We start from the raw sequence: 14331 nt of genomic DNA, 5'->3' as shown, positions 1-14331 counted from the left end.
GAGCACCCCCGTACGTTGCCTTCCCACGAGGATCGTCCGCGACAAATTACGGCCACCGGTCACCGCCGGGGCGACCGTTCACCACCGCGGCTCCTGTGTACCGCCGGGGCGACTGTTCACCGTCGCGGCAGCTGTTCACCGCCGCGGCCACCGATCGCCGCCGCGGCCTCAGCCGCCGGTCACCACCGCGGCCTGCGGACGGATCGGCAGACGGTTGACCGGGCGGCCCGTGGCGGCCCGCACGGCGGAGGCGACGGCCGCCGGTGAGGTCACCACCGGCACCGCGCTGACCGCCTTCGCGCCGAACGGAGCGACCACGTCCCGCTCCTCGACCAGCTTCACGATGTGGATGTCCGGCGCGTCCAGCGCGGTCGGCAGGGCGTATCCGGTCAGGTCGGGGTGGCGGACCAGACCGCGCGGCGTGCGCAGGTTCTCGGTGAGCGCGGCGCCCACCCCCTGGGTGACGCCCGCCTCGATCCGGGCCGCGAGCTGCGCCGGGTTCAGCACCCGGCCCACGTCCTGGGCGACCGCCAGCTCCACGACCCGTACCGAGCCGAGCTCGATGTCGACGTCGACCACCGCGCGGATCGCGCAGAAGGACATGCCGACGAAGGCGTCGCCCTGGCCGGACTCGTCCAGCGGCTCCGTCGGATGCGGGCGGCACTGGGCGGTGGCCCACAGTTCCTTGCCGTCCAGCGCCTCCGTGACGGTCGTGGACAGCACACCGTCGTACGAGGTGATCCTGCCGTCGGTGATCTGGAGCAGCTCGGTGGACATCCCGAACTGGTGGGCCAGGGGCTGGAGAAGCTGGGTGCGGACCATCTTCGCCGCGCGCTCCACCGCGCCGCCCGACACCCAGGTGTGCCGGCCCCGGCAGCCCGCCCCGGCCGGGGGCTGGTCGGTGTCCACGGGCACCACGTGGACCTCGTCGATGCCGAGGATCTCCTGCACGATCTGCCGGGCCAGGGTGGAGAAGCCCTGGCCGGTCTCCACGGCCGCGCACAGCACCGTCGCCACACCGCCCTGGACCCGCACGGTGGCCGTGGACACCTCGTCCGCGCCCTCCGCGCCGAGCATGTGGACCATGCCCAGGCCGTAGCCCACGCCCCGGCGCACCGCGCCCGGTTCACCCGCGCCCTCGAGGCCACCGGGCAGCAGCCACTCGTCCTCGGGGGTGTCCTTGGGCAGCGGCGGCAGCGGGAAGTCCCGTACCGCCTCGAGGAGTTCGGCGACCGGGGCCGGGCAGGTCACGGTCTGGCCGGTGGGCAGCACGTCGCCGGTGGCCATGACGTTGCGCAGGCGCAGCTCCGCCGGGTCGACGCCGAGCTTCTTGGCCAGCTTGTCCATCTGCGCCTCGTAGGCGGCGCACACCTGCATGGCGCCCTCGCCCCGGACATGACCGGAGGGCGGGTTGTTGGTGCGGACGGCCCAGCCCTCGATGAAGGCGTTCGGGACGACGTACGGGCCGCAGGCGAAGGCGACGGCGGCGGCCAGGGCGTCGGAGGAGGTGTCGGCGTAGGCACCCGCGTCGAGCAGGATCTGCGCCTCGACCTTGACCAGCTTGCCCTCGGCGTCCGCGTGGTGGCGGTAGCGCAGCAGGGTGGGGTGCCGGTGGGCGTGGCCGAGGAAGGACTCCTCGCGCGTGGCGGTGAGTTTGACCGGGCAGCCGGTCTTCAGCGCCAGCAGGCCGAGGGGGAGCTGGAAGCTCTGGTCCTCGCGGTCGGCGGTGGCACCGGGGACCCCGGTGACGACGACCTTCACCCGTTCGGGTTCCAGGCCGAAGGCCGCCGCGGCGGTGTCGCGGTCGCCGTGCGGGTCGGTGGACGCCAGGTACAGCTCGACGCCGCCGTCGGGGCGGGGCACGGCGAGACCGGCCTCGGCGCCGATGGGGGCGGGGTCCTGGCGGCCGATGCGGTACAGGCCCTCGACGACGACGTCGCCGGCCGCCTCGGGGTCGCCGTGGCGCAGCGGGATGTGCCGGATCAGGTTGCCGTCGGGGTGCAGTGGTTCGGCCTCGAAGGCCTGCTCGGGGTCGGTCACCGGGTCGAGCACCTCGTACTCGACGATGACGGCGGCGGCGGCCATCCGCGCGGTGTCCGGGTGGTCGGCGGCGACGGCGGCGATGGGCTCGCCGTGATGGCGTACGACCTCGGACGCGAAGACCGGGCGGTCGGCGTTGCCGCGGCCGTGCACGGGGGCGCCGGGGACGTCCTCGTGCGTGACGACCGCGCGGACGCCGGGCATCTCACGCGCGTGGGTGGTGTCGATGGACACCACGCGCGCGTGCGCGTGCGGTGAACGCAGCACGGCCGCCCACAGCAGGCCCTCGGCCCACAGGTCGGCGGCGTACGGGAAGGTGCCCTCGGTCTTGGCGCGGGCGTCGGCGGCCGGCAGGGAGACGCCGAGTCCGCGCGGGACCGGTTCCGGCTCGGGGGCGGCCTCCACGGCCTGTGCGGCCTGCGCGGTGGCTGCTTCGTTGCTCACGCCTGGCCTCCGTCCTGGCCGTAGGACTGGTCGTCGGGGTGGTCATGGGGCTGGTCGACGGGCTGGTTGCGGGGTCCGGGGGTACCGAACGCCGAGGGGTTGACGCCGCCGGCGCCGGGGCCCGCCTGATGCGGGATGCGGGGCGTGTCCGCCTCGCCGTCCGGGCCGGGCTCCGGGGACTCGGAACGGGCCTCGCGCTCGGCGACGACCTCCTTGACGGCGTTCACCACGCCCCGGTAGCCGGAGCAGCGGCACAGGTTGCCGCACAGGGCCTGGCGCGTCTCCAGCTCGGTCGGGGCGGGGTTGCCCTCCAGCAGGTCGTGCACGGTCATCGCCATGCCGGGTACGCAGAAACCGCACTGCACGGCGCCGCACCGCGCGAGCGCCCGCTGCACGTCCGAGGGGCGGCCGTCCTGGGCCAGGCCCTCGACGGTGCGGACCTCACTGCCGGCCGCGGTGACGGCGGGGACCAGGCAGGACGCCACGAGCCGGCCGTCGACCTGCACGTTGCAGGCGCCGCACTCGCCCTGGGAGCAGCCGTCCTTGGCTCCGGCCAGCCCGAGCCGCTCACGCAGCACGTAGAGCAGCGACTCGCCGATCCAGGCGTCGGTGACGGGCCGGTCGGCGCCGTTGACGCGGAGCACGAAGGTGGCCAGGGGGTGGTCGTCGTGGGGGGCGCCGAGGGGTGGGGCGTCCGCCGCGGGGGCCGGGGGCCGGTCGGAATCATCAGGAGCTTCCGAGGCGTCCGGGGCGTCCGGGACATCCGCACCGCCCGGCGCCTCCGCATCACCCGAGACCTCCGCATCACCCGACACCTCCGGTTCGCCGGAAGTGTCGTGCGGCGTCCCGTCGTTCGGGGCGCCGGCCCCGCTCGGGGACTCGGCGCCGGCCGCGGGCACGCCGCCGTCGGCGAGGTCTGCCGCCTCCGCTTCCGCGACCGGACCGGTTCCGCCGGGGGCCGCGGAGGGCTCTGCCGGGGTCTCGACGGCCTCAGGAGCCCCGTCGGCACCCTCGGGAACCTCAAAGACCCCGGAGGCGCCATCGGCCCCGGAAACGGGCACCGAGGCGTCCTGACCGTCGGGGTGCGGGTGCTCCCGAAGCCCGGGCGGGGCACCGTCGGCGGCCTCCGCGTCGGACGGCCACCGGGGTTCCGCGTACCCCTCCGTGCCGAACGGCTGAGGCACGCCGGACGACCGGAACCCGTCGTGCGCGGGCTGCTCGGGGGCGTGACCGGGCAGGCCGGAGGGCTCCGGCGCGGAACCGGCCGCGGGCCGCCCCTGCGCATCGCCCGCTCCGGGCTGCCCCGGGGCGTGTCCTGCGTCACCGGGCCGCTCGGCGTCGCGTTCGCCGGTCGACTCCCCGGGCGCGGACGCGTGGGGGGCGGGCTGCCCGCCGTACACGTCCTGACCGGACGGCTGCGGGAACGCGGAGCCGTCATCCCCGGCGGGCTCCCCGGGGGGACCGCCGTGGGGCTGCGCCCCCAGGGCGTCCGCGGGCTGCTCCGGCGCGTGTCCGGGCACGCCGGAGGGCTCCGGCGCGGAACCGGCCCCCGGCACGTGTCCCGCCCCGCCGGGCCGCTCGGGCGCGTATTCGTCCGTCGACGGCCCGGCCGCGGGGGCGTGGGGGGCGAACTGCCCGCCGTACACGTCCGGACCGGACGGCTGCGGGAAGGCGGGGCCCTCACCACGGCCGGGATCACCATGGAACCGTTCGGCCTCGTGCTGCTCCCGCGCGGGGCCGTACCCACCGTCCGGCTGCCCGTGCTCGTGCTCCTGCGGGACTCCCGGTACGCCGGGACCCCACGGCTGGCCGATGGCCTGGGTGGCCCACGGGGCCGGGGCGCCGCCCGGGAGGGTGGCCGGAGGGGTGCCGCCCCACTGTTCGACCAGAGCGGACGTGGTGAACTCGCCCGACTCGTCCGGCAGGTCGCCGCCGGCGACGGGGATCGACCACTGGCCGGTGACGTCGTGCCCGGGCGCGGGGTGCTCCGGGCCGGTCTCCTCGTAGGCCCACTGCCCCGTGGGGCCCGGGTCGTACGTGAACCGGTCGCCGGGCGCCGCGTCCCCCTCGGCGGCCTGCGGATCGTGCCACTGGGCGCCGTCGACGGGCGCGCCGGGGACCGCCCAGGTGCCGGTGGCGGCCGGGTCGGTGCCCGCGGTGGTCGTGGGGGTGACCGTTATCTGCGGCGGCACATAGCCGTGGCCGGGCGCGGCGAGCGGGCTCTCCATGGAGTCCAGCAGGGCGTCGATGCCGCCCTCGGGGAAGTTCACGAAGGCCGTGGCGCCGTCGTCGTACTCGCCCTGCGGCAGCGGGTCCCAGCGTCCGCCGCCCGGGGGCGTGCCCTGTCCTTGCTGGTCGTCGGTCACGACAGCGCCCTCCCCAGTGCTCGTCGGGCCAGCGCGGCGACGGTGCGCCGCAGGTGCAGTACCGCGGGCGGAAGCGGTGGGACGGTGCCGTCCTCGCCGGGGGCGGCGTCGGGGATGCAGGCCGCGGCGACGTACTCCCCGAACGCGTTCAGTGCGTCGGGCACGATCGCGCGGTTGTTGTCCCAGTCGATGAGCTGCGCGACCCACTGCTCGGCCTCCAGGGGCCGCAGCGGCATCGGCGCTATGGCACCCACCGCGCAGCGGACGCCGCGGCGGGCGGGGTCGAGCACCAGGGCGACGGACGCGACCGCGCGGCCGGGGCCGGTGCGGCCGGTCGCCTTCAGGAAGACCTGGGGGGCGTGCAGCAGCGGTACGCGCACGTAGCCGATGAGTTCGCCCGGGCGCAGCAGGTCCATTCCGGCCAGCAGGTGCGACACCGGGAGCTCGCGGCGGGCTCCGCCCGGTCCCGCGATGATCAGCGTCGCCTCCAGGGCGGCCAGTACGGGCAGCGCGTCCCCGGTGGGGGCGGCGGAGGCGATGTTGCCGCCCAGGGTGCCGGCGTTGCGGATGTGCGGTGGTCCGGCGGCCCGCGCGGAGGCGGCGAGCGCCGGGATGAGGGCGGCGAAGTCGGGGCGGCCCATACGCGCGTGGGTGAGACCGGCGCCGAGCAGCGCGTGCCCGTCCAGGTACTGCCAGCCGCGGATCTCGCTGATCTTGCCGAGACCGACCAGGGCGGCGGGCCTGAGCTGCCCGGAGTTGACGGCGGCCATCAGGTCGGTGCCGCCCGCGACGGGCACGGCGGCGGGCACGGCCGTGAGGGCCGCCACGGCCTCGTCCAGGGTCGTGGGCAGCGTCACGGCCTGCGCCGCCTGCGGTGCGTGCGTGCTCAAAACCGGCTGCCCCTTCCCGCTGCCCCACCTGGTCCCACCTGTGCTGTCGTACGGTACGTGCTGACAGGGCGGACGTGGCAACTCTGGCACATCTTGGCAGGCGCCGAAGACGGGGGTCCGCTAGGAGGCATTCACCCACCTCACCTCGGACATGGCCGGTTTCGCCCGACTTCGCCGGGGTGTTTTGTATTGACGCTCTTCGTTGACCCTTGTGCCCGTATCGCATGACCTCTTCGATGCCGGACAACGGGTGCGCAGGGCCTGTTGGGGGTCCCGGGCGGGCGGCGGGCCGCCCGCCCGGGGACCGCTGGGCATGCGGGCCGGGGGTGTGCCCGACAGGCTCTAGCGGTTCGGGGGCGGGCCGTCGATCGGGCGTCCCAGGACGCCCGGACGCCGCTGCCACGGCAGGGGCCCGGTGGGCGGCCGGTAGGCGACCCCGAGGGCGTCCAGGCGCCGGTAGTGGGCCGTCATGCGCCGTTCGAAGTCGGCGAAGTCCCGTGCGGCGGGGGCGGGCAGGGCGCTCCAGGCGACCTCGGCGAGGGCGGCGAGCCGGGGGAACGTCTGGTAGTCCACGCGATCCTGGTTCTCCATCACCTCGGTCCACACGTTGGCCTGGGTGCCCAGGACCCGCGCGGTCTCCTCGGGCGTCAGCTCCGACGGCACGGGCTCGAACCGGTAGACGTCCTCCAGGGTGCGCACGTACCCGATCGGCACCGGCTCGTCGGGGCCCGCGTCCTGACGGTGGTCCAGGTACACCTGCTGCTCGGGGCACATCACCACGTCGTGTCCCGCGCGGGCGGCGGCCACCCCGCCCGCGTAACCGCGCCAGGAGGACACCGCGGCGCCCGGTGCGAGACCGCCCTCCAGGATCTCGTCCCAGCCGATCAGCCGGCGCCCCCGCGCGGCGAGCCAGGTGTTGAAATGCCCGATGAACCAGCCCTGGAGGGCCTCCTCGTCCGCCAGTCCGAGGTTGGAGATCTGCTTCTGCGCGGTGTCCGACGCGCGCCACTGGTCCTTGAGGCATTCGTCGCCGCCGATGTGCACGAACGGCGAGAACGGGGCGGCGTCCGCGGGGAACAGTTCCAGGACTTCCTCGAGCACCCCTTCGTAGAAGCGCACGGTGTCGTCGGTGGGGGCGAGTACGTTCGGATTGATCCCCCAGGTGTCCCAGACGGTCAGGGAGGCGGTGTCGACGACATCGGAGTTGCCGAGTTCCGGATACGCGGCGATGGCGGCCTGCGAGTGGCCGGGTACGTCGATTTCCGGGACCACGCTGATATGCCGTTCGGCGGCGTAGGCGACGATCTCGCGGATGTCGTCCTGGGTGTAGTGACCGCCGTGCGGCGTGTCGTCCCACAGCGGTGAGGCGCGGTGGCCGATTTTCGTCCGCGCGCGCCAGGAGCCGACCTCGGTGAGCTTCGGATACCGCTGGATCTCGATGCGCCAGCCCTGGTCGTCCGTCAGATGGAAGTGGAGGACGTTGAGTTTGTGCGCCGCCATCAGATCGAGATAGCGCAGCACGCCTTCCTTGGGCAGGAAGTGCCGGGCGACGTCGAGCATGAGTCCGCGCCAGCGGAAGCGGGGCCCGTCCTCGACCGTGACGTGCGGCACCGTCCAGACCCGGTCGCGGCGCAGCGGGGCCCTGCGGAACGCGTCGGGGCCGAGCAGTTGCCGCAGCGTCTGGGCGCCCAGGAAGACGCCGGCCGCGCTGCCGCCCTCGACCAGGACGCCGCCCCGGTCGCTGACGAGGCGGTACGCCTCGAGGCCCAGGCCCGGGTCGAGCCGCAGCCCGATGCCGTCGGGCTCGGTGGCGTCGAGTTCCCGCCCCTCGCGCAGCGGCAGGCCGGTCGCCTGCCGCAGGACGGTGCGCAGCCAGTGCCCCACACCCTCCGTCCCGGTGCCGGCGTGGATCCGGGAGTGCGCCGTCAGCCGCACCTCGCCGGAACCGGCGACGACGCTGCGGGGCGCTGGAATCAGTTCGGTCATATCAGTCCTTTACCGCGCCGCCCAGTCCGGAGACCAGACGCCGCTGTACGAGTACGAAGAAGACCAGTACCGGAATCGTCATCACCGTGGACGCCGCCATGACCCCGCCCCAGTCCGGCTCGTCGGGTTTGTAGAAGACCAGCAGCGCCATCGGCAGGGTCGACTGCGAGATGTCGCTGATGATGAAGGACTTGGCGAACAGAAAGTCGTTCCAGGTGGAGATGAAGGAAAACACGCTCGTGGCCACCAGGCCCGGCAGGACGAGCGGGAAAAGGATCTGCCACAGAAAACGCGCGCGGCTCGCCCCGTCGATGTACGCGGCCTCCTCCAGCGCCTCCGGAACGGCCTTCACGAACCCTCTGAGCATCCAGATCGCGAACGGCAGGGAGAACGCGATGTGGGGCAGGATCAGCGACCACAGCGTGTTCAGCTGACCGAAGTCCCGCATGAGGAAGAACAAGGGGATCGTCAGCGCTTCCACGGGCACCATCTGGGCCACCAGAAACATGATCAGCAGGGTGGTCCGCATACGGAACCGGAATCGCGTCACGGCCGTCGCGGCGAGAAAGGCGATCAGCGCGGAGGCGACCACCACGGCGACCGCGACGACGAGGCTGTTGAGGAAGTACCGGCCGAATTCCTGCTGTCCGAACACCCGCCGGAAGGAGTCCAGCGTGGGCGCCAGCGTCCACGGGCGCGGCGCGGACGACTCGATCTCCCCGGCCGGTTTGAAGGCGCTCAGCACCATCCAGTACAGCGGGAAGGCCACCACGGCGGCGATCAGCAGCGCCGCCGTCTCGGCCGCCAGCCGTCCCGGCCGCCGGACGAACCGGCGCACAAGATTCACCCGGGGTTTCCGGTCCTGGCCCACGAGCGTCACAGTTCCTCCCCCTGGCGGCGCAGCAGCCGCAGATACACCAGCGTCACGCCGAGCAGGATCAGCAGCATCACCACGCCGATCGCCGCGCCGAGGCTGTACTGCGAGGACGCGAACGCCTGCTGGTAGGCGTAGACGTTCAGGACCAGGTTCTGGCCCGCGATGCCGCCGCCGCCCGTCATGACGTAGATCTGGGTGAAGACCTTGAAGTCCCAGATGACCGACTGGATGGTGACCACCACGAGGATCGGCCGGAGCATCGGGGCGAGCACCGAACGCCAGATCCGCCACTGTGAGGCGCCGTCCAGCGCGGCGGCCTCCAGCACCTCGGACGGCACGGCGCGGATACCGGCGTACACCGTCACCATCACGAACGGGAAGGAGCACCAGACCACTTCGAGCAGCACCAGGAAGAAGGCGCTGAACCGCCCGTACGTCCACGAGTGGTCGCCGAGCCCCAGCACCCGGTTGACCGGGCCGAAGTCGGCGTCGAAGAGGAACAGCCAGACCGTGGAACCGGTGATCGCCGGGGTCGCCCAGGCGCCGAGCGCGGCCAGCATCAGCGCGAGCCGCGGCACGGCGCGTACGCGCGTGAGGAGCACGGCGAGCGCGCAGCCCACGGCCAGGGTGCAGACCACGCAGGCCGCCGCGAACAGCACGGTGGCCAGCAGCACCTGCCAGAACTGTTCGTCGGCGAAGAGCTCGGCATAGTTCCCGAACCCCTCGAAGGTGGTCGGCTCCCCACCACTGACCTGCGCCTGGGTGTAGTGGAAGAGCGAGATCAGCCCGAGCTGATAGATGGGGTAGGCGAGCAGCCCGCCGAGAACGACGAGCGCGGGCGCGAGATAGAGCCAGGGGGTACCGGAACTCCCCCGGGAAGGCGGGGAACTGCGCGACACGCCACGGATCACCGGCAGCCGCGCACGATCCACGGGCCGCGACTTGGTGGGCGCCGTCATCCGGCGGACCCGAACGCCTCGTTCATCTTCTTCGCGGCGTCCTGCGAGGCGGTGGCCACGTCCTTCTTACCGCTGACGATCTCCTGGAACATCGTCGGCAGCACCAGCGAGGAGTCGATCTGCGCCCACGCCGGCGAGGCCGGCACGAACTTGGTGTCCGCGGCGAGCGTCTCGACGAACGGCTTCACGAAGGGCTCCTTCGCGGCCACCTGCTGCCGTACGTCCGAGAAGGTCGGCAGGAAGCCCATCCCGTCGAACAGCTCGCCCTGGGCCTTCTTGGACGCGAGCCGCTTCATCAGGTCGACGGCGAGGGTGCGGTGCGAGGTGGACTTCAGCACGCCGAGGTTGTTCCCGCCCGCGAACGCGGGGGCGATGGAGCCGGGCTCGACACCCGGCAGCGGCACCACCGCGTACGCGCCCTTCACCTTCCCGGCGTCCACGGCCGCGTGGCTGAAGTCGCCGCCGATCGCCATCGCCGCCTTGCCCGAGGCGAAGGCGGTCACCGTGTCGTTGCCGCCCATTCCGGCGCACTTGGCCGCCGGACAGTTGTCGTCGCCGAAGAGCGAGGTGTACGCCTCGATGCCCTCGCGCGCGTCCGCGCTGTCGATGGCGGAGGCGTACGAGCCCGCCTTGCCGGTGGCGAGTTCACCGCCGTGGGCCCAGATGAACGGCATGGCGCCGTAGGTGTAGGCGCCGCCGACCGCGATGCCGTACATCCCGGGCTTGGCGGCGCGGATCTCCTTGGCGGTGGAGATCAGTTCGGCCTGGGTCCTGGGGACGTCGAGGCCGAGTTCGTCGAAGACGTCGGTGCGGTAGTACAGCGCGCGGACGCCGACGAAGTACGGGGCGCCGTAGACCTTGCCGTCGACGGTGACCGACTGTCTGGCGGTCGGATCGGTGTCCTTGGCCTCGTCCCAGGCCGCGAACTCCTCGGTGACGTCGGCGAGTCCGCCGTCCTTCACATAGCCCGCGGTGTCGGTGTTGCCGTACTCGATGAGGTCGGGTGCGGACTCCGGGTCGTTGAAGGCGGCCTTGATGCGCTGGGCGCGGGTCTCGACGGGTATGTACTCGACGGTGACCTCGGTGTCCTCGTGCGCCTTCTCGAAGGCGGCGAGGACGGAGTCGACGGCCTGTTCCTTGGGCTTGTTGTTGACTTCCTGGAAGAGCCACACGCGCAGGGTGCCGGTCTTCTCGTCCTTGTCGGAGGAGGAGGTGCCGGAGGTCTGGGGCGCGCAGGCGGCGGTGGCGAGGACGGCCGCGACGGCGACCAGGCGGGCGGACAGCTTCATGGAGTTGCTCCTCCGATGGCACGTTGCAACATATGCAATGGCGGTTTCGCTGTGCACAACACACCGGAGGCTAGGGACTGGGTGAACCGCGCCACAAGAGGTCTCAACCACTCTGTGACCGGCGGACGCACCCTGCGCAACGCGCGGACAGCACAAAGGCCCCCAGGGCGCGCAAAACGCACCCCGGAGGCCTTCGAACGGTCCGACGGTCCGACGGACGCGGCAAGTGAGGGCTACTTGTCGCCCTTACCGCCCTTGCCGTCCTTGTCGTCACCGGCGCCCATGGACTCGTAGATCTCCTTGCACATGGGGCACACCGGGTACTTCTTCGGGTCACGGCCGGGCACCCAGACCTTGCCGCACAGCGCCACGACGGGGGTGCCGTCGAGGGCGCTCGCCATGATCTTGTCCTTCTGGACGTAGTGGGCGAAGCGCTCGTGGTCACCGTCGCCATGGGAGGTCTGCGGCGTCGGCTCGACGAGGGTCCCCGTACCAGTCCCGCGCTCGGGCTCAAGAGTGCTCATAACAGCCAAGGGTACTGAAGCTCCCCGCCATCAGTTGAGCGAAGGGTCGTCCGGATACGTGGCGACCATCGCCAGCTCGTTGCGCTGGCGGCGCAGCACCTCGCGCCAGAGCCGCTCCGGAGACGGGGAGGAGACGTCACCGGGCTCCGACTCCACGACGTACCAGGCGCCGTCCACCAGCTCGTCCTCCAGCTGACCGGGGCCCCAGCCGGCGTATCCGGCGAAGATGCGCAGGGAACCGAGGACGGAGGCGAGCAGCTCCGGCGGGGCCTCCAGGTCGACCAGTCCGATCGCGCCGTGCACCCGCCGCCAGCCCAGGGGCGCGGTCTCCCCGGCCGCCCCGCCGGGGACGACGGCGACACCGAGGGCCGAGTCCAGCGACACGGGACCGCCCTGGAAGACGACGCCCGGTTCGCCGGTCAGATCCGCCCAGCCCTCCAGGATGTCGCCCACGTCCACCGGGGTGGGACGGTTGAGGACGACACCCAGGGAGCCCTCCTCGTCGTGGTCGAGGAGGAGCACCACCGCGCGGTCGAAGTTCGGGTCCGCCAGGGCGGGAGTGGCCACGAGCAGCCGCCCTGTGAGCGAGGACACCTCGGTCATGCCAGACATGATCCCGCATCTCGGTCCCGCGTGGGGAGGCAATGGCGGTACGGGAGTGAAGGCAGCTCAGGGCGGACGAGAGCATGCCCGGCGCACAGGGGTCGCGATGACCCGGTGTGACCGCCGGGGAACGGTTCGTGTTGTGACAGACCCATGACCGTCCCGGGCCCTCCACAGGCTTACGGAAGGGGGGTGCGGGGCGATTACCCTTTCCCTTCTGGCCCCTTGCCCCACTCCCACGGAACGCGAGATTCATGACCGTCAACGGCGCTGAAGACGTACTGCTTGTCCATGGCGGAACCCCGCTGGAGGGCGAGATCCGTGTCCGCGGTGCGAAGAACCTCGTACCGAAGGCCATGGTCGCCGCGCTGCTGGGCAGCGCACCGAGCCGTCTGCGCAACGTTCCGGACATCCGCGACGTCCGGGTCGTACGGGGTCTGCTGCAACTGCACGGGGTGACGGTCCGTCCGGGTGAGGAACCCGGCGAACTGGTCCTCGACCCCACGTACGTGGAGAGCGCCAACGTCGCCGACATCGATGCCCACGCGGGTTCCTCGCGGATTCCGATCCTGTTCTGCGGCCCGCTGCTGCACCGGCTCGGGCACGCCTTCATCCCGGGTCTGGGCGGCTGCGACATCGGCGGGCGGCCCATCGACTTCCACTTCGACGTGCTGCGGCAGTTCGGCGCGACGATCGAGAAGCGGGCGGACGGCCAGTACCTGGAGGCGCCGCAGCGGCTGCGCGGCACCAAGATCCAGCTGCCCTACCCGTCCGTCGGCGCGACCGAGCAGGTGCTGCTGACGGCGGTGCTCGCGGAGGGCGTCACCGAGCTGTCCAACGCGGCGGTGGAGCCGGAGATCGAGGACCTGATCTGCGTCCTGCAGAAGATGGGCGCGATCATCGCGATGGACACCGACCGGACGATCCGCATCACCGGTGTGGACAAGCTCGGCGGCTACACCCACCGTGCCCTGCCCGACCGTCTCGAGGCCGCCTCCTGGGCGTCGGCGGCGCTGGCGACCGAGGGCAACATCTACGTCCACGGCGCCCAGCAGCGGTCGATGATGACGTTCCTGAACACCTACCGCAAGGTCGGCGGTGCCTTCGAGATCGACGACGAGGGCATCCGTTTCTGGCACCCCGGCGGGCAGTTGAAGTCCATCGCGCTGGAGACGGACGTCCACCCGGGCTTCCAGACGGACTGGCAGCAGCCGCTGGTGGTCGCGTTGACGCAGGCGACGGGCCTGTCCATCATCCACGAGACGGTGTACGAGTCCCGGCTCGGCTTCACTTCCGCGCTCAACCAGATGGGTGCGCACATCCAGCTGTACCGCGAGTGCCTGGGCGGCTCCGACTGCCGCTTCGGCCAGCGCAACTTCCTCCACTCGGCGGTCGTCTCCGGCCCGACCCGGCTCCAGGGCGCCGACCTGGTCATCCCCGACCTGCGCGGCGGCTTCTCCTACCTCATCGCCGCCCTCGCCGCCCAGGGCACGTCCCACGTGCACGGCATCGACCTGATCAACCGCGGCTACGAGAACTTCATGGAGAAGCTCATGGCGCTGGGAGCGAAGGTCGAGCTCCCGGGCAAGGCCCTCGGCTGACCCTTCGCACGAACGCCGACGGGGCGGTCACCCAGAACCGGGTGACCGCCCCATCGGCATCAGTACAGCACCTCAAGGGGCGCGGGGGCCGCGTGCCTGTGCGGCTTCGCCGCGCGGGCGCGACCAGCCACAACGGGCCCGCGGTCGCCCACGGCGCTCTCCGAAAGGCGAGGCTACTTGCCCTTGGCGGCTTCCTTGAGCTTGGAGCCCGCGGACACCTTCACGCTGTAGCCGGCCGGGATCTGGATCGGCTCACCGGTCTGCGGGTTGCGCGCGGTGCGAGCGGCACGGTGGGTGCGCTCGAAGGTCAGGAAGCCGGGGACGGTGACCTTCTCGTCGCCCTTGGAGACGATGTCGCCGACGACCTCGGCGAACGCGGCCAGCACGGCGTCGGCGTCCTTGCGGGTCACCTCGGCGCGGTCGGCCAGCGCGGCCACCAGCTCACTGCGGTTCATGTTGTTACTCCCGTGTTCTTCTTGCCGTTGAGGCGTGCCACGCGGCGGAGCCGCATGTCGGGCACGGCGAAGCCGATGCTGCCAGGTTCCTCGGTGAGTCCCCGGACCCGGGTCCGTCGTCAGACCCTCGCGCCCAGGGACGCATCCTGCCTCTACCTGCGGCGGTAAAGCCAATCCGGCACCCGCAGGAGTCGTGAGAACACCCGAGGGAGTCACACGAAGAGCGCCACGGCCTCTATACGGTGACGCTCCGTCCGCCTCCGGCAGCGGACAGCAGGGGCCGGAGCCCGGGTCTGG

The 14331-nt window shown here is 72.2% G+C and carries 11 protein-coding genes; 1 reads left to right on the top strand and 10 read right to left on the bottom strand.

Features of this window, described 5'->3' with window-relative positions; translation table 11 throughout:
- Positions 1-168: 168 nt before the first annotated feature.
- The 9 genes from IE178_RS00315 to IE178_RS00275 all read right to left on the bottom strand — a co-directional run bounded on the left by IE178_RS00315 (position 169) and on the right by IE178_RS00275 (position 11978).
- Positions 169-2484, bottom strand: coding sequence for a xanthine dehydrogenase family protein molybdopterin-binding subunit (locus tag IE178_RS00315; protein WP_184760339.1), 2316 nt, complete (start codon positions 2482-2484; stop codon positions 169-171).
- Complete coding sequence (locus tag IE178_RS00310) at positions 2481-4850, bottom strand: 2Fe-2S iron-sulfur cluster-binding protein (protein WP_193510853.1); 2370 nt, start codon at positions 4848-4850, stop codon at positions 2481-2483. The genes IE178_RS00315 and IE178_RS00310 overlap by 4 nt, the downstream gene beginning before the upstream one ends.
- Positions 4847-5740, bottom strand: a complete 894-nt coding sequence (locus IE178_RS00305; RefSeq protein ID WP_184760337.1) for an FAD binding domain-containing protein — start codon at positions 5738-5740, stop codon at positions 4847-4849. The genes IE178_RS00310 and IE178_RS00305 overlap by 4 nt, the downstream gene beginning before the upstream one ends.
- A 342-nt stretch (positions 5741-6082) precedes the next feature.
- Complete coding sequence (locus IE178_RS00300; protein WP_193510852.1) at positions 6083-7726, bottom strand: beta-N-acetylhexosaminidase; 1644 nt, start codon at positions 7724-7726, stop codon at positions 6083-6085.
- A gap of 1 nt (position 7727) precedes the next feature.
- Positions 7728-8573, bottom strand: a complete 846-nt coding sequence (locus IE178_RS00295) for a carbohydrate ABC transporter permease (RefSeq protein WP_184760789.1) — start codon at positions 8571-8573, stop codon at positions 7728-7730.
- Positions 8574-8602: 29 nt separating this feature from the next.
- A complete protein-coding gene (locus IE178_RS00290; protein WP_193510851.1) occupies positions 8603-9562 on the bottom strand; it encodes a carbohydrate ABC transporter permease in 960 nt (319 codons plus the stop codon).
- Positions 9559-10851 (bottom strand): extracellular solute-binding protein, encoded by a 1293-nt coding sequence (locus tag IE178_RS00285; protein WP_193510850.1) that lies wholly within the window; start codon positions 10849-10851, stop codon positions 9559-9561. The genes IE178_RS00290 and IE178_RS00285 overlap by 4 nt, the downstream gene beginning before the upstream one ends.
- A gap of 233 nt (positions 10852-11084) precedes the next feature.
- Entirely contained in the window at positions 11085-11375 is a 291-nt protein-coding gene (locus tag IE178_RS00280) for a DUF3039 domain-containing protein (protein WP_184760333.1), read from the bottom strand.
- Between the two features lie 30 nt (positions 11376-11405).
- Positions 11406-11978, bottom strand: a complete 573-nt coding sequence (locus tag IE178_RS00275; protein WP_167531811.1) for a YqgE/AlgH family protein — start codon at positions 11976-11978, stop codon at positions 11406-11408.
- 254 nt (positions 11979-12232) lie between these two features.
- Between IE178_RS00275 and murA the strand changes: the two genes are divergently transcribed.
- The gene (murA, locus tag IE178_RS00270; RefSeq protein ID WP_184760331.1) at positions 12233-13579 is read left to right on the top strand and encodes a UDP-N-acetylglucosamine 1-carboxyvinyltransferase; all 1347 of its coding nucleotides are present in this window, start codon (positions 12233-12235) and stop codon (positions 13577-13579) included.
- Between the two features lie 173 nt (positions 13580-13752).
- On the opposite strand, the gene IE178_RS00265 is transcribed toward murA, so the two are convergent.
- The gene (locus tag IE178_RS00265; protein ID WP_004987462.1) at positions 13753-14034 is read right to left on the bottom strand and encodes an HU family DNA-binding protein; all 282 of its coding nucleotides are present in this window, start codon (positions 14032-14034) and stop codon (positions 13753-13755) included.
- Positions 14035-14331: the final 297 nt, after the last annotated feature.

It is taken from the genome of Streptomyces griseoloalbus (assembly GCA_014650015.1).
Taxonomy (GTDB): domain Bacteria; phylum Actinomycetota; class Actinomycetes; order Streptomycetales; family Streptomycetaceae; genus Streptomyces; species Streptomyces griseoloalbus.
This window is presented reverse-complemented; position numbering and strand designations above follow the sequence as displayed.

Bases quoted from the DNA above. Each gene is read 5' to 3' on its own strand.
- IE178_RS00300 (WP_193510852.1), bottom strand. From the start codon at position 7,726: ATGACCGAACTGATTCCAGCGCCCCGCAGCGTCGTCGCCGGTTCCGGC.
- IE178_RS00290 (WP_193510851.1), bottom strand. From the start codon at position 9,562: ATGACGGCGCCCACCAAGTCGCGGCCCGTGGATCGTGCGCGGCTGCCG.
- IE178_RS00285 (WP_193510850.1), bottom strand. From the start codon at position 10,851: ATGAAGCTGTCCGCCCGCCTGGTCGCCGTCGCGGCCGTCCTCGCCACC.
- IE178_RS00280 (WP_184760333.1), bottom strand. From the start codon at position 11,375: ATGAGCACTCTTGAGCCCGAGCGCGGGACTGGTACGGGGACCCTCGTC.
- IE178_RS00275 (WP_167531811.1), bottom strand. From the start codon at position 11,978: ATGACCGAGGTGTCCTCGCTCACAGGGCGGCTGCTCGTGGCCACTCCC.
- murA (WP_184760331.1), top strand. From the start codon at position 12,233: ATGACCGTCAACGGCGCTGAAGACGTACTGCTTGTCCATGGCGGAACC.
- IE178_RS00265 (WP_004987462.1), bottom strand. From the start codon at position 14,034: ATGAACCGCAGTGAGCTGGTGGCCGCGCTGGCCGACCGCGCCGAGGTG.